The sequence below is a fragment of the Luteococcus sanguinis genome, assembly GCF_039527675.1.
Classification (GTDB): domain Bacteria; phylum Actinomycetota; class Actinomycetes; order Propionibacteriales; family Propionibacteriaceae; genus Luteococcus; species Luteococcus sanguinis.
Window position 1 is genome coordinate 85,710 of the sequence record NZ_BAAAKI010000010.1, and the last position, 22,407, is coordinate 108,116.

A 22,407-nucleotide genomic window follows, 5' to 3' on the forward strand; every position below is an offset into this window, starting at 1 on the left:
GGAGCCAACGATGACTCTCACCGACGCAACGCCCACCATCACCAACGACACCATCACGAACACCGCCGACGTCTCCCTGCCCCCGGCCACCGGACGCGCCCTGGCCGAGGCGCTGGACGGACCCTTCCACGCCACCAAGCAGCGTTGGCGCGACGAGCTGGACGCCGACGACGTTGTCCGCGACCCCTCCCTCGACCTCGCCGGCGCCCGCGCCTGGACCCTGGAGCGGATCCAGCGCCTCTCGGCGCGGAACTTCGTCACGGCAGGCTTCCCGGCCGCCGTCGGCGGCACCGGGACGAGCGCCGAGTCGGTCGCGAACTTCGAGATGATGGCGATGGGTGACCTCTCGCTCACCATCAAGTCGGGCGTGCAGCACGGGTTGTTCGGTGGCGCGATCGCCAACCTGGGCAACGAATGGCACCACGAGACCTTCCTGCCCCGCGTCATCGACTGCTCCCTGCTGGGCTGTTTTGCGATGACCGAGCTAGGCCACGGGTCCGACGTCCAGTCGGTCGAGACCACCATCACCTGGATCCCGGAGACCGGCGAGTATGAGGTCGACTCCCCCACCCCGACCGCCCGCAAGGCCTACATCGGGAATGCCGGTGCCGACGGGCGAATGGCGGCGGTCTTCGGCCAGCTCTACGTCGACGGGGAGAACCAGGGCGTGCACACCATCCTGGTGCCGATCCGCGCCGAGGACGGGTCGGCGCTGGCCGGCGTCGACTGCGGTGACCAGGGGCACAAGGGTGGGCTGCTGGGCGTCGACAACGGAACCATCGCCTTCGACCACGTGCGGGTCGGTCGAGAGATGCTGCTGGACCGCTTCGGCGGAGTCGGCGAGGACGGTGTCTACCACTCCGACATCGAGAGCAAGAATGCGCGCTTCTTCACCATGCTGGGCACGCTGGTGCGAGGCCGGATCTGCGTCGGCGGCGGAGCGGCCAGCTCGTGCCGTCGGGCGCTGTCGATCGCCACCCGCTACTCGCTGCAGCGCACCCAGTTCCGCAAGCCCGGCCTCGGCGAGGAGGTCACCCTGCTCGACTACCAGGCCCACCAGCGCAAGCTGCTGCCCAACATCGCGCGGGCCTACGCCTACGGGTTCGCCCAGAATGACCTCGCGTTGGAACTGCAGGCCGTGCTCGATCTCAATGCCTCCGACCAGCGCGATGAGGCGCGTTCCCGCGAGCTGGAGAGTCGCGCCGCCGGGATGAAGGCGCTGCTGACCCGCTGGGCCAATGACACCATCCAGGTCTGCCGCGAGGCCTGTGGCGGCCAGGGCTACCTGAGCGGCAATGGCATCACGCTGGCCCGCCAGGATGCGGACGTCTTCGCCACCTTCGAGGGCGACAACACGGTGCTCAACCAGCTGGTCGCCAAGGCCCTGCTGCTCGACTACCGCAAGGCCTGGGGCGAGATGGACTTGCGCGGCACCGCCCAGGCAACCGCGAAGATGGCCGTCGGTGCAGTCCGGGAGACCAGCGCGCTGGCGCTGGTGAACCGGCTGGGTGAGCGCGTGGGCTCCCGCACCAGCGAGCGAGAGCTCCTCACCACCCGCGAGTGGCAGCAGCAGATGTTCGCCTTCCGGGAGGAGCATGCCCTGGCCGGCTTGGCGGCGCGGATGCGCAAGGCGGCCAAGCTGCCCAAGGACGAGCAGTTCGAGGCGATCAACCGGGTGCAGACGCACATGCTCTTCGTCGCGCGTGCCAACACCGAACACCGCGTGCTGGAGGCCTTCATTGCCGGGATCAAGGCGACCAAGGACGCAAAGGCCGCCACCGTGCTCTCGGAGCTGTGCGACCTCTACGCGTTGTCCTCCATCGAGGCGGACGCTGCGTGGTTCATGGAGCACAACCGGATCAGCCCGGCGCGCTCCAAGTCGATCACCCAGGGCGTTGACACCCTGTGCCGGGAACTGCGTCCACACGCTTTGGCGCTGGTGGAGGGGATGGGCGTTCCCCACCAGTGGTTGCAGGCCGACTGCCTGAAGTGACCTCTGGTTGATCGGCCAGTGCGCGGACGCCCCACTCACGGAACTGCCCGGCGGGCTCATCTCTCGTTCTGCGCTGCGCTGGCCACAGCCATGTTCTGCGTGGTTGCGGGCACCATGTGCTCGAACCCCGGAGAATGAGCCGGCCGACTACCAGCGGCTCTCGGCCAGCTTGGCGAAGATCTCGCGGGTGGCGAGCGACCGGTTCTGCGTGAAGAACTGCAGGCCGGGAGCTCCGCCGCGCAAGAGCGTCACCGCGATCTCGGACGCGATCCGGGAACCCACCTTGCGCACCTGGGCGGGGTCGTCGGCAACGGCCCCCAGCCGGTTGACGACCTGCTCGGGGACCGGTGCCCCCGACAGCTCCGCGAAGCGCTCGATCTGGCGCACATTCGTGATCGGCATGATCCCGGGGATGATCGGGATCTGGCAGCCCAGGTCGCGCACCCGCTCGACCAGGTCGAAGTAGGCGTCCGGGTTGAAGAACAGCTGGGTGATCGCGAAGTCCGCCCCCGCCTCCGCCTTCTCCACCAGGATCCGTGCGTCCAGCGCAGCGTCCTGCTTCTCGGGATGGACGTCGGGGAAGGCCGCGACGCCGACGCAGAAGTCGCCGTGCTGCTTCACCAGCCGCACCAGTTCGGTGGCGTTCGCCAACCCCTCGGGGTGCTGTTCCCACGGTGCGGTCGGACCGCCGGGCATGTCTCCGCGGATGGCGAGCACGTGCTTGAGCCCGGTCTCGCCGTAGGCCTCGACGGTGCGCACCAGGTCGGCAGTGGCCTGGGATGCGCAGGTGAGGTGTCCCATCACCGTCAGGTTGGTGGTCGAGGCGATCTCCCGGGTGGCCTTGATGGTGCGCTCGCGCGTCGAGCCGGAGGCGCCGTAGGTGACCGAGACGAAGTCGGGGCCGAGCGGCTCCAGGTGGCCGATCGCGTCGCGCAGCTGTGCCGCGCCGGCATCGTCCTTGGGCGGGAAGAACTCGAACCCGAACAGCGGGCCGTTGGCCTCGGCGAGACGCTCCGCGATGGTCGGACTTTCCGCGGTGGTGGGACGCGTCTGTCCGGCGGGGGTCGTTTCGGGCATGGGGTCAACTCTAGGGCGCACGCCGACATGGCCCCCGGCTAGGCTCAGTCCGTGGCCACCACCCAGACCCCCCTCCACTCCTTCACGCCCGCTGATCCGGTTGGCAGGGGCTTTCGAGAGGCGGTTGGGGACGCCATCGACGCTTTCCTGACTGCCCGGGGCCCCGAGCTCGCGGCGATCGGTCCCGAGCTGGACCTGACGCTTGGGCTGGCGCGCGACTTCACCGGCGGTGGCAAGCGGTTGCGTCCGGCCTTTTGCTGGTGGGGGCACGTCGCCGCAGCCGGCGCCCCCTCCGACCCCGACGCCCTGGTCCGCGCCGCCGCCAGCCTCGACCTGCTGCACGTCTCCGCCCTGGTACACGACGACGTCATGGACGGTTCCGACACCCGCCGCGGCCTCCCAGCAGCGCACCGGCAGTACCAGGCACTGCACGAACAGCGCGCGGGACGCGGCTCGTCCGAGGCCTTCGGACGCGCTGGCGCGATCCTGCTGGGCGACCTGCTGGTGATGTGGAGCGAGCAGATGTACGCCCGCAGTGGTCTGGACCTCGCCGCACTGGAACGCGGACGCCCGGTGCTGGAGGCGATGCGCACCGAGGTCACCTGCGGTCAGGTGCTGGACGTCGTGGCGCAGTCGGCCCCGGCCTCGGCCGACCTGGCCGACGCATTGGCCACCGCCAACCGCGTCGTGGAGTTCAAGACCAACCGCTACACGGTGCAGCGTCCGCTGCAGCTGGGCGCGGCGCTGGCCGGTGGCAGCGACGAACTGCTGGCCCATCTGGCCGACTTCGCGTCTCCACTCGGCCGCGCCTTCCAGTTCCGCGACGACGTGCTCGGTGTCTTCGGGGACGTCGAGCGCACCGGCAAGCCCGCGGGGGACGACCTCCGCGAGGGCAAGCGCACCGTACTGGTGGCCCACGCGCTGGCCGGCAGTTCCCCCACCGCGGCGGCGGAACTGGACGAGATGCTGGGAAATCCTGGCCTGGACGAGGGCCAGATCGACCGGGCGCGCGAGATCATCACCGCCAGCGGTGCCCTGGCGGCCGTCGAACGCACGATCAGGGACGGATATCAGCAGGCGCTGGCCGCGTTGGAACGTGCGGACGTGACCGACGACGGACGCACGGCGCTGGCCGCACTGGCCGACGCCTGCATCAACCGCGACTACTGATCGGAGTTGTTGGATTCAACGTTGTCGGAGTCAACGTTGTCGAGATTCCGCGCGTCGAACTCCGACTGATCCTGCCCCGGCTGATCCTGCCCCGGCTGATCCTGCCCCGGCTGATCCTGCCCCGGCTGATCCTGCCCCGGCTGATCCTGCCCCGGCTGATCCTGCTCAGCCTGAACCTGCTCGGGCTTGAAGTCCTCGACGACCGGCGCGGCCTGCTCGGGCTGGAAGTCCTCCACAACCGGCTCGGCCTGCTCGGGCTGGAGGTCCTGGCTGGGAGCGGGAGCGTCGACGGGCTGCTCGGGAGCCGGGACCTCAGCGGTGGCCAGGTCAGCGGGCAGTTCCTCCGTCGGCTCCTGGGCGCGGGCCTCGTCGGCCGGGACGACGTCCTCGACCGGGGCGTCCTCGACCACCGGAGCAGCCGGCTCGTCCTCATCCGCAGCGGAAACGACCGGCGCGGAACCGATCAGCGTCGCGTGCGGGGCGTCCCCGAAGACCTTGATGGAGAACTGTTCCAGTTCGGGTCGCGCGTCCCAGGCCTGCTGCAGGACGGCCTTGATCCGCTCGGCCGCAGCCTGGGGGTCCTTCGCTGCGGTGATGGCCCCGGACACCGAGACGCGTAGCGCACCAGCCTCGACGACCTCGGCCAGGTTCTTCTCGTTGATGGAACCGACGGCGAACCACGGCTTACCCTCGCCCACCGGCGCGACCTCGGCGGCCCGGCGCACCAGATCCAGACCCTGCAGGTTCAGCTTCGCAGCACCGTAGACGGGCCCGACCAGCATCCAACCGATGGCATCGTCCTCGCTGGCGGCGCGCACCTGCTCCTCGCTGTGCACACTGCGCCCGACGATGGCGAACTCGCTCAGCCCACCGCGGTCGACCGCGCCGGCGGCGGCTCCCAGATGCAGGTAGTCGGCGCCGAAACGCTCGGCCGCGCCGAGGCTGCCGCCGACGATCACCCCCGCGTCCAGCTGGAGGGCGATGGAACGGGCCAGCTCCAGCGCCTCCACGAGTTCGTCGTCGGTGGCCTGCGGGTCACGCAGCTCCACCAGGTCGACGCCACCGCTGATCGCGGCCACCAGGAAGTCCTTGAGGTCGCCCTGCTTGGCGCGGGTGTCGGTGATCAGGTGCAGCTTGGCCAGCTTCAGGCGGGTGTCGAGGCCCTTGAGAACAGTCACGGGCCCACTCTAGGAGCAAGGGCGGCCATCTGTCGGCGCAGGCCCACCCGGAAGTTTGGCTCACCCGGAAACTTGGCCCACCCGGAAACTTTGGCCCCCCGGCGCAAGATCCTCCCGGATCGCGCGGCGCGCCCTCTCGGGGAGCGCACAGGAGCGCGTCCTAGACTGCCTCCAGGCAACACGGCCCCTTCCTTCCCCGACCGTGTTTGGAGTTTGTTGTGACCACCACGAGCATGAGCGACCCCTTGGTCGGACGTGTGCTGGACGGTCGCTACGAGATCTTGGCAAGACTGGCTCGTGGCGGCATGGCTACCGTCTACCGCGCCCAGGACCGCCGCCTGACCCGCACCGTCGCGGTGAAGGTGATGCACGACGGGCTCGGTGACGACGCCGAGTTCACCCGCAAGTTCGACCGCGAGGCCCGGTCCGCGGCCACCCTGTCCAACCCGCACGTGGTCAGTGTCTTCGACCAGGGCTCCGACAACGGACGTCCCTACATCGTGATGGAGTTCGTGCAGGGCTGCACGCTGCGCCACATCATCACCCGCGAGGCACCGCTACCTCCCTCGCGCGCCCTCGACCTGCTGGAATCCGTGGTCAGCGCCCTGTCCAGCGCCCACGAGGCAGGCCTGGTGCACCGCGACGTCAAGCCCGAGAACGTCCTGATCTCCGACCGCGGCCAGATCAAGGTCGCGGACTTCGGGCTGGCCCGCGCCGTCACCTCCCAGACCGCGACCGCCACCGCCGGGCTGTTGATCGGCACCGTCAGCTACCTGCCGCCGGAGCTGGTCACCCATGGCCGGGCCGATGCCCGATCCGACGTCTATTCCGCCGGCGTGGTGCTCTTCGAGCTGCTCACTGGCAAGAAGCCGCACCAGGGCGAGACCCCCATCCAGGTGGCCTATTCACACGTCCACAACGACATACCCGCGCCCTCGACGCTGCTGGTGGGCAATGACCCGCGCTCGATGGACTCCCGCAGGATAATTCCGCCCTACCTGGACGCGCTCGTCGTGGCCTGCACCCGGCGCCAGCCCGCCGACCGGCCAGCCGACGGACGCGAGATGCTGCACCTGCTCCGCGTGGCGCGCCGGGCGTTGTCACACGGGATCCTGGACGACCCGGCGCTCACCGACCAGATGTCGGCCACGATGCGACGCGACCCTGCCGAGACTGGATCAACCGCTCCCGACGCCAGCAGCCTCTTGGCGGCCGACCTGGCCCACGCCGGACGGCCGACGAGCCCTGAATCGGTCACCGGCCCGATCCCGCCGCTCCGGCCCTCCGAGCCCTTCCGCGCTGCCATCAACCACAGCGGGACCAACCACAGCGGGACCAACCACAGCGGGCCCGGCGACAGCAGGGCCAGCGGCGGTGAGCCCGTCCGTCCGGCCCGTCAGGGGCTGGCGGCGGTCCCTGCCCGCACCCCGGTCAGCCCGGTGGACTGGCATGTGGGCTCGGCCCGCCTCGCCGTCGCACGCCCCGCCAAGCCACTGGCCGGGTCGACTTCCCAAGGCCCGCGTCCGGCGCCGCAGCACTTCGGCAACGACCACACCCGCCGCCAGATGGCGCGCCGTCGCCGCGGGGTGCTGGGCCTGCTGCTCACGCTGGTGCTGGCCACCGCGCTGTGCAGCGGCGCCTACTGGTGGTTCAGCGAGGGGCAGTGGAGCTCCACCCCCGCGCTGGCCGCGACCCAGCAGTCGGATGCGAATGCGGTGGCCGCGGCCAATGGCCTGGCCGTCTCCTTCGTCCAGCAGTACAGCGAGTCGATCCCCAAGGGAACCGTCATCCGCACCGAGCCCGCATCCGGTGAGCGGATCAAGAACCACGGAACCGTGGTCGCCTATGTGTCCAAGGGGCCGGAGCGCTACGCCGTCCCCAAGCTGATCGGGTTGACACTCGACGAGGCCACACGGACGTTGACCGACACCAACCTGGCCGTTGGTGACGTCACCAAGGTCTACGACGAACAGATCCCCGCCGACCAGGTGATCACCACTTCGCAGCGCCGTGGTGACCTGCTGAAGAGGGGCGTCGAGGTCGACCTGACGATCAGCAAGGGTCGTCGTCCGATCGAGGCCACCGACTGGACCGGGAAGAAGGCCACCGACGCCAGCTACTCGCTGCGCAACCTCGGGCTGACGGTGACCACCTCGGAGCAGAACTCCGACACCGTCGCCGCCGGACGGGTGGTCAGTCAGAGTCCCGCCAAGGGCACCTTGTACAAGGGCGACCCGGTCAGGCTCGTCGTCTCCAAGGGCCCGGTGATGGTCCAGGTGCCGACGGTCGCGGGGTCCAGCGAGGAGTCGGCCAGCGAGAAGCTCACCGCCGCCGGTTTCAAGGTCAAGGTCGTGCACGCGACCGCCGACTGGCTGCGCCTCGACGTGGTCCGCGCCGCCTCACCCTCGCAGGGCAACATGGCCAAGCAGGGTTCGACCGTGACCATCTGGGTGATCTGAGCCCGCCGGGCTGCCCCCACCTCAGACGGTGAACGTCCGCTGGTCCCGGTGATCGCTGAACTGCGTGCCGGTCATCTCGTTCAGGCGTCCGAAGGTCAGCTGCCAACCCCGCTCGCTGAGCAGTCCGTCGTGGATCAGCAAGCCCCGCGCGGCACCCACGGCACGGACGAAGTCGATGTGCTCCTTCATCGCCGCCCAAGGTCCGTGCGCCGGTGCAGCCAGAACGTCGATGCCGCAAGGCACCACCGAGAGGCAGTCACCGGGGTGAAAGAACGTCGGCTCCCCCTCCGCAGCGATGACAAGACCCACATTGCCGATCGACGGGATGTCGCGGTGGATGACGGCGTGGGTGCCGCCCACCGCGGTGATGGTCACTCCCCCGAGCCCGACGGAGGTGTCGGCGGCCAAGGGCTGCGCGGTCGGCAGGTCAACCTGTTGTGGGACGGTGGGTTCGACCCAGACTGCTGCCTGCGGGTTTGCCGCGACCAGCGCGGGCAGGTGTTCGGGGTCAGCGTGGTCGGGGTGCTGGTGGGTGACCAGAATCGCGTCCAGGTCGGTCAGGCCGTGCCAGTCGGCGCTGAAGTTCCCGGGGTCGAGCAGGATGCGCCGGTCGGCTGTTTCGACCAGGACCGTGGAATGGCCGAGCTGGGTGATCTGCATGGACCCATATTGCCCTGCAGACAAGCAGTCTGCCCTCAGGCCAGGAGGCTGCCCAGTGCCTGCCCGGCGGCGGCGCAATCCTGGGTGGTGACGTCGAGGTGGGTGACGGCGCGCACCGCCCGCGCACCGACCACCGAGAGCGCCACGCCCTGATTGGCGAGCTCCTTGACCACCTCACCAGCTGCCCGGGAGCCCGTGTCGACGACGACGATGTTGGTCTGCACCCGGTCCGGGTCGCAGGAACCCGGCGCCGCCAGCGCCACCTGCTCGGCGAAGGCGCGGGCTGCTGTGTGGTCGTCGGCGAGGCGCTCGACGTGGTGCTCGACCGCGTACTTCGCGCCAGCGGCGAGCATCCCCGCCTGGCGCCAGCCCCCGCCGAGGCGCTTGCGGTGCACCCGCGCCCGGGCGATGGTGTCCGCGTCCGAGAGCAGCATCGACCCGACCGGTGCGCCGAGACCCTTGCTGAAGCAGACGCTGACGGTGTCGAAGAGCGTGCCATAGGACTGCAGCGCGACGCCCGTCGCGACGTGCGCATTCCAGATCCGGGCGCCGTCAAGGTGTCGGCCGAGCCCCCCGTCTGCCGCCATCTCGCTGACGCCGGTCAGGTCGTCCAGGCCCCACACGGTGCCGCCGCCGAAGTTGTGGGTGTTCTCCACCTCGATCGCGGTGGTGCGCACCAGGAAGGGTCCGTTGTCGGGCGCCACCAGGGGAGCAAGGTTCGCCGCGGTGGTGGTGCCCTCGGTCGAGGTCCAGGTGCGGGTGGTGATCCCGTGCAGGGCGGCGTGGGCTCCCAGTTCGGCCCGGACGATGTGCGCCTGTGCGTCGCACAGCACCTCGTCCCCGGGACGCACCAGCGACCAGATGCCCAGCAGGTTGGCCAGCGAGCCGGTGGCACAGAAGAGCCCGGCTTGCTGGCCGAAGAGCTCGGCCACCTGCGCCTCGAACTCGTTGACGCTCGGGTCCTCGCCGTAGACGTCGTCCCCCACCGGCGCCTCGAGCATCGCCCGGCGCATCGCGCCGGTGGGACGGGTGAGGGTGTCCGAGCGCAGGTCGATCATCAGAAGTCGAGCGCCTGGAAGTCGGCGAAGGGCTTGTCGGCGCGCTTGATCCGTCCGTCCGAGAGACGCTCGGCCACCATGAACGCCAGCTCCAGCGACTGGTTGCGGTTCAGGCGCGGGTCGCAGGCCGTCTCGTAGCGGGTCGCCAGGTCAGCCTCGGACAGGTCAAAGGCACCGCCCAGGCACTCGGTGACGTCGTCACCGGTCAGCTCGATGTGCACGCCACCCGGCCAGGTGCCCAGCTCGTGGTGTACGTCGAAGAAGCCGTTCAGCTCCTCCACGACGTCGGAGAAGGAACGGGTCTTGAAACCATTGGCGGCCTCGAAGGTGTTGCCGTGCATCGGGTCGCAGACCCACACCACCTTGCGTCCGGAGGCCTCGATGCCCTTCACCAGCGGCGGAAGCTTCTCGCGAACGTTCGCGGCCCCCATCCGGGTGATGAAGGTGATCCGACCGGGCTCGCGGTCCGGGTCGAGCAGGTCGGCCAGCCCCAGCGCGTCCTGCGGCGTGGAGGTCGGGCCGAGCTTGATGCCCAGCGGGTTGCGGATGTGGCGCAGCAGCTCGACGTGTGCACCATCCAGCTGGCGGGTGCGCTCACCGATCCAGACCATGTGACCCGAGGTGTCATAGGGCTCCTGGGAGCGCGAGTCGATGCGGGTCATCGCGTGCTCGTAGTCGAGCAGCAGCGCCTCGTGGGAGGCGTAGAAGTCGACGCCGGAAAGGGTGGAGTCGTCCACACCGCAGGTCACCATGAAGGCCAGCGCGCGCTCGATCTCGTCGGCCAGCTGCTCGTAGCGGGCCTCGACGCCGGAGTTGCGCACGAAGTCGGCATTCCAGGTGTGGATGCCACGCAGGTCGGCGAAACCGCCCTTCACGAAGGCGCGGACGAGGTTCAGCGTGGCGGCGGAGGCGTTGTAGATGCGCAGCAGTCGCTCGGGGTCGTGACGCCGAGCCTGCTCGGTGAACTCGAAGCCGTTGACGGCATCACCGCGGTAGGCGGGCAGGGTCACGTCGCCACGGGTCTCGGTGTCCTTGGAGCGCGGCTTGGCGTACTGGCCGGCGATCCGGCCGACCTTGACCACCGGCACCTGGGCGGCGTAGGTGAGCACGACGGCCATGCTGAGCAGCACACGCAGCTTGCCCTTGACGTTGTTCCCGGTCACGGTGTCGAAGGTCTCGGCACAGTCACCACCCTGGAGCAGAAAGGCCTTGCCATTGGCCACGTCGGCCAGCTTGCCGCGCAGCTCATCGCACTCTCCGGCGAAGACCAGTGGCGGCAGGGTACGCAGGGTGTCGAGCACGCCCGCCAGCTCGTCGGCGTCGGCATAGGTCGGCTGCTGCACCTGGGGAAGGGCGTGCAGGGCGTCGAGGCTGGGGATCGCGGACATGGCGAGAAGGATAGTCGGCGAGTCGGCCCCCGCCCGACCCATCCCACTCCGGTGGCGGCGGTGCCCGTCAGCTCGGCTCTTCGCCGTATCCCTGCTCGAGGGCGTAGAGGGTCAGCTCGACCCTGTTGTGCAGCTGCAGCTTGCGCAGCACGTTCTGGACGTGGTTCTGGACGGTGCGATGGCTGACCACCAACTCGTCAGCGATCTCGCGGTAGGCCATCCCCTTCGCCACGCGGCGCAGCACGTCGATCTCGCGGCTGGTCAGCTGGGGCCCCTCCTCGTTGCGCTGCTGCGCGACGGTGGCCATCCGCCGGAACTCGCCCAGCACCAGGCCTGCCAGGCCGGGTGTGAAGATGGCATCGCCCTCGGCCGTCCGTTTCACGCCCTCGATCAGCTCGGCCTTGGACGCAGACTTGACCAGGTAGCCCTTGGCGCCGGCCTTGACCGCGCGCAGCACGTCGTCCCGCTCGCCGGACGCGCTGACGACCAGGACGTGCGTGTCCGGGAACTCCTGCAACAACAGCTGGGTGCAGGTTGCCCCGTCGGGGTCGGGGATGCGCAGGTCCATGACGATCACTTCGGGACGGGTGGCCCGGGCACGGCGCAGGCACTCCTCGCCGGTGTGGGCGACGGCGACGATCTCGAAGCCCTCGGCGACCAGGTCCTCGCTCAGCGCGTCGATCCACATCGGGTGGTCGTCGACCAGCATCACCCTGCGTCGTGCGCTCACCGTTCCTCCTGTGTTGGTACCCGGAACTCCCACTCGACGCCCCGGCCGGGAAGCGATCGGGCGATCGCCACTCCCCCGATGTCGGCAATTCTGCCAAGGATCGAGTTCTGGATGCCGAGCCGCCCCGAAGACGTTGCCCTGTCGACCTGCTGGCGGGTCATGCCGTGGCCATTGTCGCGCACCGAGACGATCACCTGACCGTCCTCCTCCTCGACGAGCACCCAGGCGCGGGCGCTGGGCCCGGCATGCTTCTCGACATTGGCGATCACCTCGCGCACGGCTGCGTCGAGTTCCTGCGCACGACGACGGTCCATCACCACCTCACCCGCCATCAAGGAGACAGTCACAGTGTCGCTGTCGTGCTGTTCGAGCATGGTGGTGATGTCAGTGCCCTGGTTGTCGGGCAGTTCCTCGGGGAGGTCGACATTTCGGTCCTGGAGCAGCGCGCGGAGCCGGGACTCCTGCTGGCGCGCCACATTGGCCAGGTAGACGCCTTTGGGCCCGAGCTCGGGACCCTCGCGCTCCACCATCGCCAGCACCTGCAGGGCCCCGTCGTGGACGATCCGGTTCATCCGGTCACGTTCAGCCAGTGCCGCAGCCCGCGCGTAGTCCGCCTCGCGGTCGGCGATCGAGGCACGCAGGGTGTCGACGATGCGGCCGAGACCCCATGACAGCACCAGCAGGCCGGCGATGATGCCAACGGTGCGGACGTCGATCGTGCGGCCCATCACCAACTGGACGACGCCCAGCAGTGCGCCCGCGGCGAGCCCGCTCCCGGCGCCCGCCCACACCGCCACCGCCAGTGGAGCGGCCAGCACCCAGAACCCGGGCAACGGCATGGCGTCCAAGCTCATCGCGGCACCGCCCAGCACCAGCCTGGAGATGGCAAGCAGGGCCACCGACAGGCCGAGGTCCGACCACATCAGCCACGGCTGGCGCCCGCTCGGATCGGCCTGCATCCTTCCCACGAAGGGGGTCCAAACAGCCATCAGGACCAGCGCGGCGACCATCAGCCAGGGGTGGGCTGCCTCGTCGCGCCGCTGCAGGCACAGGGCCGCAGCGTGCGCGAGCATCACCCATCGCAGCACCTCGATCACCGTGTAGGTGGAGTGCAGGACGTCGGCACCCGGATTGCTCGCCCTGGTGATCACGAGCGGCTGTTCACGACATGGCATCCGGGGCATCGGGTTTGTGACGCACCGGTTCGGTCACGTCGCGTGGTTGACCCTGGGGCGAGGGGTGGCGCACCTGACGGACGGCCTCGCGCCGAGCGCGGTCGGCGGCAGCGGCCCGTTCGGCGTGTGCGCGCGCTGCCTCGGCTGCCGCTGCCTGCTGACGGGCCAGCTCCTCGGCATCCTGCTGGGCCTGTGCCGCAGCCTGCTGTTGGGCGAGCTCCCGCTGGGCGCGTGCGCGCGCTGCCTGCTCCTTGGCCACCTGCCCCTGCTCCCGGCGCTCCTGATGCAGGGCCTGGCGCTCGGCCCAGACGTGGCGGTCGACGTAGACCTGGCCGGAGCACGCGGCGATGGCGGCCATCACGGTGTCGGTCGCGGCGCGCAGGGCGAGTTCCCGGTCGGGCAGGGAGGCGAAGCGGGACAGGTCCTGGGCCTCGCCGAAGACGATCGTCGATCCCAGTACCCGTCCGGAATCCACGATGACGCCGGCGGGGATCACCGGGACGCCCTTCTCCAGCGCCAGTTCGGCGACGTCCGTGGTGCCACGATAGAGACGCCCGTCCGGGGATCGTCGTGCCTCGGGGAAGAGCCCCAACAGCTCACCCTTTGCCAGGATTCGGCGGGCGGGTTCGAGCTGGTCGGCGGGCTCGCGACGGGCCACCCGTGAGAGCAGGCCACGCACGCGAGCGGGCTCCGTGCCCACGAAGGTGATCCGGCGCCCGGCCACCAGGTTGGTCAGGAGGCCGTCGACGACCGAGACGTGGTTGAAGGCGACGATCGCCGCCCCTGCGGCGGGCAGGTTCTCGATACCCTCGACCTGGCCCACGATCGCCTCGCGGACCTTGTCGAAGCGTCCTGCCTCGGGCTGGCTGTCAGGCACCGGTCTGGACCTCCTCGTCGATGGGTGCCCCCGGGAAGGGCAGCACCCGCTCACTCACCTCGGAGCCCACGAGGTCTCCGTGCTTCACACTCGCACCGTAGACGTCCACGTACTCCTGGCCAGACAACCGCTGCACCTGGGCCATCACCTGATTGGTGAGCCGGCGCAGGGTCTGCTGGTCGGTTTCGTTGCCTGAGGGGGCCTGCAAGCACATCGGCTCACCAATGACGATCCTGGCGCCGCGCATGTAGCGCACGCCCAGCGGACCGCGGCGCAGTGCGGTGTCGACCATACCGACCGGGACGACGGGAGCACCTGAGGCCAGCGCGATCCGCGCGACGCCCGTCTTGCCCTTGTAGAGACGTCCATCAGGTGAGCGGGTACCTTCGGGGAAGATTCCGACGACGTGGCCCTCCCGCAACGCCTGCAGGACTGGTTCCAGGCCCTCGGCGCTGGCGCGCCCCCCAGTTCGGTCCAGCGGCACCTGACCCACCGCACGTAGGAACCACGCGACGACGCGTGACCTGATCCCTTGGTCACCTCGGAAGAGCTCAGCCTTCGCGGGGAAGACCATCTGGCGAGGCAGGCTGGCCGGCACCAGGAAGGTGTCGCCGGCGCCCAGGTGGTTGGCGGCCAGCAACACTCCCCCGCTGGCGGGCAGGTTTTCCAGCCCGTCGACCTGTGGACGACAGAAGACCTTGACGTAGGGCACGAACAGGACGTGCTTGAACAGCTGGTACCACACCGGCGCTTCCTCCTTGCGGGGCAACACTACGGGAGCGGGACTGCTCGCGGCTGGGAAGCCACGACGCGCCCGCGTAGCATGGGGGCGTACTCGATCGGGCGGGTGCACGGACACGGGGGGTCAGCGATGAACGACGATCGCGACGTCGACGCGCGCTTCTGCGAGATCATCGGGGCGGAATTCGGCACGCCGGTGCCCCGGGCGCCGCTCCAGGCCCCCGCGGCACACCAAGCTCCCACCAGTGACTTCAACCTGCAGGACGCGCTGGACGAGGCGGAACCCTCCGATTCGCACTGGTCGCGCCACACCCCTGACACGCCGCCGCCCATGACCCGGCCGCGCAGCGCAGTGCTGCTGGGCATCGTGTTGATGGGTGGTGGGCTGCTGGTCACCGTGCTCGGCTTGTTCGGAGCGAACTTCAGCCGCGCCATTACTTGGGCGGGCATCATCGCCTCGCTCGTGGGCCTGGCCACACTGTTGATGTCGACTCCCCGCCGCCGGATCGATCCCTGGGACGACGGCGCTCGACTCTGAGCCTTGCCACGCCGCGGGCTGCTACCGGCCCGATGGTTGCTGGCCCAGTGAGGCGTCCATCAGCTCCATCAGCGTCCGATGGCGACGTGGACGAGCACGTTTGCGCCGCGGCCAGAAGCCGCTACGCGGGCCCACGCCGGGCGGCTCGACGATCGAGTGCCGCGCCAGATCTGCCGCCCCCAGCAGACCTGCGTCATTGCGGAACTGCGCCAGGACCAACTGTGCGGGCGGACGGAAGCCACGGCCTGTCAGGAAGCGGTCGAAGGCGGCCTGCGCTGGCGCCAGCACCAGATCACCGGCCGCGCTGACGCCGCCGCCGATCACGAACAGGTCCGGGTCAAGTGCCGCGGCGAGGTTGGCCAGGCCTCGGCCGAGCCAGATGCCGACGTCGGCGATCAGTTCGGTGGCCATCGGGTCGCCGGCCATGGCGGCGGCGGTCACGTCGGGGCCGGTCAGGGCTTCCACGTCGCCATCCACGGCCTGCAGGAGCGCCTGCGCCCGCGGAGACCGCTCGCGCATGAGGGCCTTGGCGTCGCGAACCAGCGCATTGCCGCTGGCGTACTGCTCCCAGCACCCGCGGTTGCCGCAGGGGCACCAGTGCCCTTCCGGCACAACACCCATGTGGCCGAACTCGCCGGCCATGCCGTAGCGGCCACGGAAGAGGCGTCCGTTGACGACCATCGCACCGCCGATTCCAGTGCCCAGCGTGATGCACACCATGACGTGGGAGTTGCGCCCGGCGCCGAAGCGGAACTCGGCCCACGCCGCGGCATTGGCGTCGTTGTCGACGATCACGGGGGCATCAATGCGCTGGCTGAGGCGTTCCTTCAGGGGTTCGTTGCGCCAGGCCAGGTGCGGGGAGAAGCGGACGATCGCCTGATCGGTGTCGACCCAGCCGGCGGCGCCGATGCCCACCGCCCCCGATGGATGGGTGCGGTCCAGTTCCTGGACCACCTGGACGATCGCATCCTCGACCGCCTCCGGCGAATGCGTGGGGCTCGGGATCTGCAGTCGGCGCAGGATCTGGCCGTCCTCGCTGACCACACCGGCGGCCACCTTGGTGCCGCCGATGTCGATGCCGATGCTCAGCATGCGCTGCTTCCTCCAGGACGGGCCGGGCCGGGGCCTGCACTGCCACGCCCGGAGCTTGTGGGATGGCCTGATCCTAGGCTCGCAGGCGCTGGCCCCACAAACACCCCGAGTCTGTGTCGGCGCCGCGCCGGCTGGGCATCAGCCGCAGCGGCGGCACCAGCCCCTGCCCCGCCAGGGCAGCCACCGCGTCAGCCTCCTCGTGGGTGAGTTCCGGCATCTCGGGGGCGCCCAGCAGCGCGGAGACCACGCAGTTTGCGCAGGCGGGCCCGGCATTGCGGCACCCGCCGCAGTCGATGGTGAGCTTGTCCATGCCCACCATGCTTGGCGCAACCTCCGACAGCTTTCTCGAATCCATTTCGAACAAAGACCCGCCTGGTCGTCGGCAGGGCGCCGGGAGTGTCGGAGCCGCCGCCTAGCGTCACTGCCATGCCGACGACCGCCGCCTATCGAGCCGACCAGCCGTCCTTCGACGACCTGGGAACCCCCCTGTCGCAGATCACCTTCTGCGTCGTCGACCTGGAGACCACCGGCAGCGGACCGGAGGCGCAGATCACCGAGATCGGGGCGGTCAAGGTGTGTGGCGGCGAGGTGGTGGGCGAGTACCAGACGCTGGTCAACCCCGGTGGCCACATCCCCGCCGTGATCGCCGTCCTCACCGGCATCACCAATGCGATGGTCGCCACCCAGCCGCGGATCGCCCAGGTGCTGCCCAGCTTCTTGGAGTTCGCCCGCGGCACCGTACTGGTCGCCCACAATGCCGGCTTCGACATCGGCTTCCTCAAGCGGGCCTGCGCCGAGCATGGCCAGTCGTGGCAGGCCAATGCGGTGGTCGACACGGTCGCCCTGGCCCGGCAGGTGCTGTTACGTGACGAGGTGCCCAACTGCCAGTTGTCCACCCTCGCGGCGCACTTCGGCGCCACCACGGTGCCCAACCACCGGGCCCTGTCCGACGCCCGCGCCACCGTCGACGTGCTGCACGCCCTGGTGGAGCGGGTGGGCAACCTGGGCGTCGACACGCTGGAAGACCTCACCGAGTTCACCCACCGGGTCTCCCCCCAGCGACGCGCCAAGCGTGCTTGGGCGAAGGAGCTGCCCACCGGCCCCGGCGTCTACTGCTTCTACGCCGACCAGCCGGACGGGTCGGGTGGGATGCGGCGCGAGATCCTCTACGTCGGCAAGTCCAAGTCCATCCGCACCCGCGTGCGCACCTACTTCACTGCGTCCGAGAAGCGCGGACGGATGGAGGAGATGGTCCGGGTGGCGAGCGGCGTCGAGGCCCACCCGTGCGTCACCCCCCTCGAGGCAGAGGTGCGCGAGCTGCGGATGATCGCGGCCCACTCCCCCCGCTACAACCGACGCTCCCGCAACCAAGACCGGCTGCTGTGGGTGAAACTGACCAAGGAGGCCTTCCCGCGCCTGTCGGTGGTCCGACGGGTCAGTGACGACGGCTGCCACTACTGGGGCCCCTTCTCATCCCGGCAGGCCGCCGACGACGCCCTGCTGGCGATCTACGACGCCTTCCCGATCCGCCAGTGCACCCAGCGGCTCTCCGCGCGACGCCCGGCGGCCGGATGCGCCCTGGGTGAGATGGGGCGCTGCCTGGCTCCCTGCCAGCTGGGCGAGCAGGTGGTCCGTTACGCCGACCTGATCGATCGGCTGCGTTCCTCACTCGGGGAGGACGTCCGCCCTGTGCTGGGGACGGTAGGGGTGAGGTTGCGGCGACTCGTCGACCAGCAGCGCTATGAGGAGGCGCAGGTGGTCAGCCAGCGGCTGGCCGGCTACGCCCGCGCCTCCGTGCGGCACCAACGGGTACGGTCCATCGCCAGGCTGCCACAACTGGTCGCAGCGCAGTGGGACGGATTGGGCTGGCAGATCCACGTGGTCCGCCATGGACGCCTCGCCGCGGCCGCTCGTGCCCTGCCGGGCGAGGTTCCGCAGGCGGTCGCCCGCGAGGCCGTCTCCCGCGCCGAGACCGTGTTGGCCCCGGTGGGCGGTTGGCCCGCGGGATCGGTCGAGGAGTGCGAGCGGATCGCCGCCTGGCTCGAGACCCCCGGTGTCCGGCTGATGGAGGTGGACGGAGAGTGGTCCTGGCCGATCCACGTCGGTCTCGGCCAGGGCGACCTGGCCCGGCTCACTGTCGGTGCGGCCCAGCCCGTCCTGGCCGGTTGAGCGAGCTTCAGTCGCCGATGGAGAAGGTGGCGTCCAAGTCGCGCGAGGAGTAGGCGCGGAAGGCGATGTGGGTCTCGGTGTCAAGGACGCCGGGAACCTTGTTGAGGTGGTCGGAGATGACCTCGGCGACCGCCTCGGTGTCTCGCACCCGCACCATCGCGATCAGGTCGACCTGGCCGGTGACCGAGTAGACCTCGGAGACGCCGTCAAGGGCGGCGATCTGTTCGGCCACCTCTGGAATGCGGGCCACATCGGCCTTCACGAAGACAATCGCGGTGATCATGCCCGCATCCTATGGCGCGACCAGCCCAGGGGCGACGCGGTGAGCCGTCGCGCTGGGACGAGCTGCGAAGACAACGTGAGGAGACGACGGTGCCCGGGAGCGCGTGGCTCCCGGGCACCGTCTGGGTGGTTCTGGGTCGTGCTGTGGGCTCTGGGCCTCAGGCGATCTCGACCGACTCGATGACGACGGGCTCGACCGGGCGGTCCATCGGGCCGGTGGGGACGCTGACGATCTCGTCGACGACGGCGCGCGAGGCCTCGTCTGCGACCTCACCGAAGATGGTGTGACGGTTGGTCAGGTGGCGGGTGTTGGGCGCCGACACCGTGATGAAGAACTGCGAGCCGTTGGTACCGGGGCCCGCATTGGCCATGGCCAGCAGGTAGGGCTTGCCGAAGTTCAGTTCGGGGTGGAACTCGTCCGCGAACTTGTAGCCCGGGCCACCGGTTCCGGTGCCCAGCGGGCAGCCGCCCTGGATCATGAACTCGGGGATGATGCGGTGGAAGGTGAGCCCGTCGTAGAAGTTGCCCGTGGTGGGCTGGCCCGTCTTCGGGTCCGTGTACTCCTTGGTGCCCGTCGCGAGGCCCACGAAATTCTCGACCGTCTTGGGGGCCTGGTCTTCGAACAGGTTGATGACGATGTCGCCGTGGTTCGTGTGCAGCGTTGCGGTGTTGGCCACTGTCTCTTGCCTAACTGTGTTCCGGGCCCGAGGGCCGATGGCTTGACCCCATGAGCCTAGCGCGCCGCGCTGGGACCTCACGCAGCCGAGGTCGCCGACGCCGTTCGCTGTCAGCCAAGGGTGCACTCACGCCCTGTTGGAGCGCTGCGCAGCGCAGGTAGCGTGGTGGGCGCATGCTCGACCACGAGCTTGACGACATCGAAATCACTGGAGGAAATGTGTCCCGCCAGAAGGATGACAACCAGGCCGTCGAGTACGACTCGGCCGCCGACCACAGCATCATCGAGAACGTGCTGAAGGCGATCGGGCCGCTGCTCGCCACCGCCGCGGTGAAGGCAGCCACCACCCGCGACAAGACGAGCGCCACGGTCGCCGGGGTGCGGGCCGCGGCAGTGTCCGACGACTCGTCCGAGGTGTCCATCCCCCTCGCCGAGCAGGCACGGGCGAAGGTCCAGCCACTGGCTGAACAGGCGAAGGAGCGCATCCAGCCGCTCGCGGCGCAAGCCAAGGACCAGGGCCAGGCCCTCGCCGCCCAGGCCAAGGACCAGGGACAGACCCTCGCCGCCCAGGCCAAGGACCGGGGCCAGACCCTCGCCGGTCAGGCCAAGGACCAAGGTGTGCACCTGACCGAACTGCTGGCCCCATTGGCCGCCGTCGCCGCGGCCCAGGCCGGTCAGGCCAAGGACCTCGCGGTGCCGCTGGCTCAGAGCGCCCAGGAGCGTGTCCAGCCCGCCGTCGACACTGCGCGCGCGAGGGTGACCGATGACCTCGTCCCGAGCCTGCTGGACCTGCTGCACCAGGCGGAGGCGCACCCCGCTGTGTCCGAGGCCACCAGCCGCGGCAAGGCCACCGTCGCCGCCCTCAAGGGTGAGATCGCCGTTCCCGAGCCCGAGGCCAAGGGCTCCGCCGCAGCGCGCGTCGCCAAGGTCGCCGCCGCGGGTGCAGTGCTGGCCGCCGTCGCGGTGGCCGTCCGCACCTTCCTGGGCAGCAAGGACGACGAGTGGACGGCCCACCAGCCGTCCTCGGCCTATGTCCCCGGCGATGAGGACGTGACCCTGGACGAGGCCGAGACGGAGCCCACCTCCGACGTTGACCTTGCCGAGGCCGGAGCTGCCGCGGTCGACGAGAACGCCAGCACCGTGCCCGCTGACCGCTCGGCCAGTGGTGCATCGCCAGACCAGCCCGCCGCCCCCCTTGAGGAGACCAAGGTGGACCACTCGTCGGTGGAGGAGACCGAGCGGGAGGCAGTGATGGCCGATGAGGGCGGGATCACCGACGACTCCGAGACCGTCGCGGAGGATGTCAACGCGCTCAATGAGTACGGCGAGGGCGCCTATGTCGGCGACGAGGCCCCGGCCGGGTACGTGATCAAGGGCAACGAGCGCTCGATGAAGTACCACACCCCCGGGTCGACCGGTTACGACCGGACGATCCCCGACGTGTGGTTCAGCTCCGTGGAGGCCGCCGAGAAGGCTGGTTTCTCCCAGGCACAGCGCTGACCAAGGCCGACGCCGACGCGACGTCGGCACAGGTCGAAGGGTCCGCCCCCCATTGGGGGCGGACCCTTTGTCCACGCTGGACGATCCCCGCAAGGGCACTGGGGGTGATTCAGCGTCATGGGCGGGCGGCAGCAAGCGATGACGCGACGTCATGGGTCTTCCTGTCGAGGGTTGCCGCACCGATGCGACCGGGGGACGCCCGTCAAGGGGGCTTGGGCAATGCGTCCCGCCGACTTCCATCATCACCGGACACCGCCCGACCTACCGACAGCTCGACCGTGACAACTTTCGTGCAGCACAGGGTGTTGTCCGTTCCTGAAGATCCAACCGGTCTACCTCACAGGGGGCCTTCCCGGGGTGGCGAAGAGGGTGAGAAACCTCTACAGAACCGGAGTCCCCATGACTGCCCTGCCAGACGGCCGCTCGGATGCGCCCCTCCACCGCCCAACCACGGAACTGGCCGATCTGGCCGACTGGGTGCTGGCGGCGCCCTTCCGCAGCCATGTGCAGCAGCTGGTCGACCAGACCGGCATCCGGCCCCGCCACCTCGCGGTGCTGGTCGGTGTACCGACGGCGACCGTGCTGCGGCTAGTACACCCCCGGCCCCGCCACTCCCCCGACCGGATCCGCCGTCGGGACGCAGAACGACTCTTCGGGCTGGACGCGCACGGGCTGCGCGACCTCGCCGAGAGCAGGGTGGGAGCGGCCGAGGGACGCGTCCTGGCCACCCGCGTCGTTGCCCGGGTCGGAACCGAGGAGGCCGTCAGGCTGACCGGTCTCTCCGAGGGTGACCTCGTGACGCTGCTGCAAAGTCCTCACCCCACCTGCAGCCGATTGGTGGTGGCGCGGTTACAGGACGCGCTGGGTCAGCTCGTCGCCCGTCCGACCCTGTGCCTGCCTAGGGTGGGGGACGTGGGCCTCCAGGCGGCGGCATGACGCAAGCAGCAGCGGTGCTCGTCTGCGCCCTGCTGGGGCTGGCTGGGGCCCTTGTCGTTCCGAGGCTGCCCGAACCCACCGACAGTGGCGATGGCATCCAACCCCGGTATCACGAGCTCACAGGCACCACCATGCTGCTGCCGGTGACTGTCCTCGGGATGACGGCGGGTTTGGCCGTCGCCACCACGCCCTGGCGTGTCTGGCCTCTCCTGGTGGGCTTCGCGGGGCTGGGCGCAGCGCTCACGGTGGTGGACCTACGGACGACCTTTCTTCCACAACAGCTCGTGCGCGTCTGTTGGTGGCTGACGGGGCTCGGCGCTCTCGCCGTGGCGTGCACCAGCAGCGACCGAACCTCACTGGCCGCCCGCTGGCCGGTGGCCGTCGTGGTCACCACCGCCCTGTTCTGGCTGTTCTGGCGCTTCGGTGGTCTGGGCTTCGGTGACGTCCGCCTGGCGCCAGTGCTGGCGCTGTGCACCTCCTTCCGCAGCCTGGACGAGTGGTACCTCGCCTTGCTGTTCACCGGGGCGCTGGGGGTTCTGCTCGGGCTGGGGACCACGTGGTGGCGCCGTCGCCACCCCTCCCGATTCGGCAGCGCCTTCGCCTACGGGCCGGCGATGTGGGCCGGCTGCTGGCTGGCCCTGGCATGGACCTCCCTCTCCTGCTGAGCGGATTGGTGAAGCGCGACCCTGCAGATGCAGCGGACCCCGC

At 69.7% G+C, this 22,407-nt stretch carries 21 protein-coding genes and 1 pseudogene; 9 read left to right on the forward strand and 13 right to left on the reverse strand.

Annotated features, from left to right (window positions below; translation table 11 throughout):
- Nucleotides 1–10: 10 nt before the first annotated feature.
- A complete protein-coding gene (locus tag ABD089_RS07655; RefSeq protein WP_343885699.1) occupies nt 11–1,993 on the forward strand; it encodes an acyl-CoA dehydrogenase family protein in 1,983 nt (660 codons plus the stop codon).
- A gap of 147 nt (nt 1,994–2,140) precedes the next feature.
- Here ABD089_RS07655 and ABD089_RS07660 read toward each other — a convergent pair whose 3' ends face one another.
- Complete coding sequence (locus ABD089_RS07660; RefSeq protein ID WP_343885700.1) at nt 2,141–3,070, reverse strand: methylenetetrahydrofolate reductase; 930 nt, start codon at nt 3,068–3,070, stop codon at nt 2,141–2,143.
- Between the two features lie 51 nt (nt 3,071–3,121).
- Between ABD089_RS07660 and ABD089_RS07665 the strand changes: the two genes are divergently transcribed.
- The gene (locus tag ABD089_RS07665; RefSeq protein WP_343885701.1) at nt 3,122–4,240 is read left to right on the forward strand and encodes a polyprenyl synthetase family protein; all 1,119 of its coding nucleotides are present in this window, start codon (nt 3,122–3,124) and stop codon (nt 4,238–4,240) included.
- On the opposite strand, the gene ABD089_RS07670 is transcribed toward ABD089_RS07665, so the two are convergent.
- Nucleotides 4,234–5,418, reverse strand: a complete 1,185-nt coding sequence (locus tag ABD089_RS07670) for a thiamine phosphate synthase (RefSeq protein ID WP_343885702.1) — start codon at nt 5,416–5,418, stop codon at nt 4,234–4,236. The genes ABD089_RS07665 and ABD089_RS07670 overlap by 7 nt on opposite strands.
- A gap of 233 nt (nt 5,419–5,651) precedes the next feature.
- On the opposite strand from ABD089_RS07670, the pseudogene ABD089_RS13835 reads away from it, so the two are divergent.
- A pseudogene (locus ABD089_RS13835) lies at nt 5,652–6,740 on the forward strand (protein kinase domain-containing protein); the annotation flags it as partial.
- A 243-nt stretch (nt 6,741–6,983) separates the two neighbouring features.
- A complete protein-coding gene (locus tag ABD089_RS13840; protein WP_417498539.1) occupies nt 6,984–7,877 on the forward strand; it encodes a PASTA domain-containing protein in 894 nt (297 codons plus the stop codon).
- 21 nt (nt 7,878–7,898) lie between these two features.
- Here the strand turns inward: ABD089_RS13840 and ABD089_RS07680 are convergent, their stop codons facing one another.
- From ABD089_RS07680 to ABD089_RS07710, 7 genes are all read right to left on the reverse strand, one after another.
- Nucleotides 7,899–8,537, reverse strand: coding sequence for an MBL fold metallo-hydrolase (locus ABD089_RS07680; protein WP_343885703.1), 639 nt, complete (start codon nt 8,535–8,537; stop codon nt 7,899–7,901).
- 35 nt (nt 8,538–8,572) lie between these two features.
- Nucleotides 8,573–9,595, reverse strand: a complete 1,023-nt coding sequence (locus ABD089_RS07685; protein WP_343885704.1) for a threonine aldolase family protein — start codon at nt 9,593–9,595, stop codon at nt 8,573–8,575.
- Nucleotides 9,595–10,983 (reverse strand): class II 3-deoxy-7-phosphoheptulonate synthase, encoded by a 1,389-nt coding sequence (locus tag ABD089_RS07690; protein WP_343885705.1) that lies wholly within the window; start codon nt 10,981–10,983, stop codon nt 9,595–9,597. The genes ABD089_RS07685 and ABD089_RS07690 overlap by 1 nt, the downstream gene beginning before the upstream one ends.
- A gap of 67 nt (nt 10,984–11,050) precedes the next feature.
- A complete protein-coding gene (locus tag ABD089_RS07695) occupies nt 11,051–11,692 on the reverse strand; it encodes a response regulator (protein WP_343885872.1) in 642 nt (213 codons plus the stop codon).
- Between the two features lie 17 nt (nt 11,693–11,709).
- On the reverse strand, nt 11,710–12,864 hold the full coding sequence (gene macS, locus ABD089_RS07700; protein WP_343885706.1) for a MacS family sensor histidine kinase: 1,155 nt from the start codon (nt 12,862–12,864) through the stop codon (nt 11,710–11,712).
- 10 nt (nt 12,865–12,874) lie between these two features.
- Complete coding sequence (locus ABD089_RS07705; RefSeq protein WP_343885707.1) at nt 12,875–13,765, reverse strand: lysophospholipid acyltransferase family protein; 891 nt, start codon at nt 13,763–13,765, stop codon at nt 12,875–12,877.
- Nucleotides 13,758–14,510 carry a lysophospholipid acyltransferase family protein gene (locus ABD089_RS07710; protein WP_343885708.1) on the reverse strand — a complete coding sequence of 251 codons (753 nt, stop codon included), beginning with the start codon at nt 14,508–14,510 and terminating at the stop codon, nt 13,758–13,760. The genes ABD089_RS07705 and ABD089_RS07710 overlap by 8 nt, the downstream gene beginning before the upstream one ends.
- A 126-nt stretch (nt 14,511–14,636) precedes the next feature.
- Here ABD089_RS07710 and ABD089_RS07715 point away from each other — a divergent pair, with 126 nt between their 5' ends.
- A complete protein-coding gene (locus ABD089_RS07715) occupies nt 14,637–15,044 on the forward strand; it encodes a hypothetical protein (protein ID WP_343885709.1) in 408 nt (135 codons plus the stop codon).
- A gap of 21 nt (nt 15,045–15,065) precedes the next feature.
- Here the strand turns inward: ABD089_RS07715 and ABD089_RS07720 are convergent, their stop codons facing one another.
- Nucleotides 15,066–16,136, reverse strand: a complete 1,071-nt coding sequence (locus ABD089_RS07720; protein ID WP_343885710.1) for an ROK family glucokinase — start codon at nt 16,134–16,136, stop codon at nt 15,066–15,068.
- Between the two features lie 73 nt (nt 16,137–16,209).
- Nucleotides 16,210–16,446: a hypothetical protein gene (locus tag ABD089_RS07725; protein WP_343885711.1), complete on the reverse strand. Its 237-nt coding sequence runs from the start codon at nt 16,444–16,446 to the stop codon at nt 16,210–16,212.
- A 116-nt stretch (nt 16,447–16,562) separates the two neighbouring features.
- Here ABD089_RS07725 and ABD089_RS07730 point away from each other — a divergent pair, with 116 nt between their 5' ends.
- Nucleotides 16,563–18,305: a DEDD exonuclease domain-containing protein gene (locus ABD089_RS07730; protein ID WP_343885712.1), complete on the forward strand. Its 1,743-nt coding sequence runs from the start codon at nt 16,563–16,565 to the stop codon at nt 18,303–18,305.
- A 7-nt stretch (nt 18,306–18,312) separates the two neighbouring features.
- On the opposite strand, the gene ABD089_RS07735 is transcribed toward ABD089_RS07730, so the two are convergent.
- Both ABD089_RS07735 and ABD089_RS07740 read right to left on the reverse strand, forming a co-directional pair.
- Entirely contained in the window at nt 18,313–18,588 is a 276-nt protein-coding gene (locus ABD089_RS07735) for an Lrp/AsnC family transcriptional regulator (protein WP_343885713.1), read from the reverse strand.
- Nucleotides 18,589–18,745: 157 nt separating this feature from the next.
- Nucleotides 18,746–19,264 (reverse strand): peptidylprolyl isomerase, encoded by a 519-nt coding sequence (locus tag ABD089_RS07740; protein ID WP_343885714.1) that lies wholly within the window; start codon nt 19,262–19,264, stop codon nt 18,746–18,748.
- A gap of 173 nt (nt 19,265–19,437) precedes the next feature.
- Here ABD089_RS07740 and ABD089_RS07745 point away from each other — a divergent pair, with 173 nt between their 5' ends.
- The 3 genes from ABD089_RS07745 (at nt 19,438) to ABD089_RS07755 (ending at nt 22,364) form a co-directional block, all read left to right on the forward strand.
- Nucleotides 19,438–20,763 carry a sunset domain-containing protein gene (locus tag ABD089_RS07745; protein ID WP_343885715.1) on the forward strand — a complete coding sequence of 442 codons (1,326 nt, stop codon included), beginning with the start codon at nt 19,438–19,440 and terminating at the stop codon, nt 20,761–20,763.
- A gap of 399 nt (nt 20,764–21,162) precedes the next feature.
- Nucleotides 21,163–21,699: a hypothetical protein gene (locus ABD089_RS07750; protein WP_343885716.1), complete on the forward strand. Its 537-nt coding sequence runs from the start codon at nt 21,163–21,165 to the stop codon at nt 21,697–21,699.
- Complete coding sequence (locus tag ABD089_RS07755; RefSeq protein ID WP_343885717.1) at nt 21,696–22,364, forward strand: prepilin peptidase; 669 nt, start codon at nt 21,696–21,698, stop codon at nt 22,362–22,364. Before ABD089_RS07750 ends, ABD089_RS07755 begins: the two co-directional genes overlap by 4 nt.
- Nucleotides 22,365–22,407: the final 43 nt, after the last annotated feature.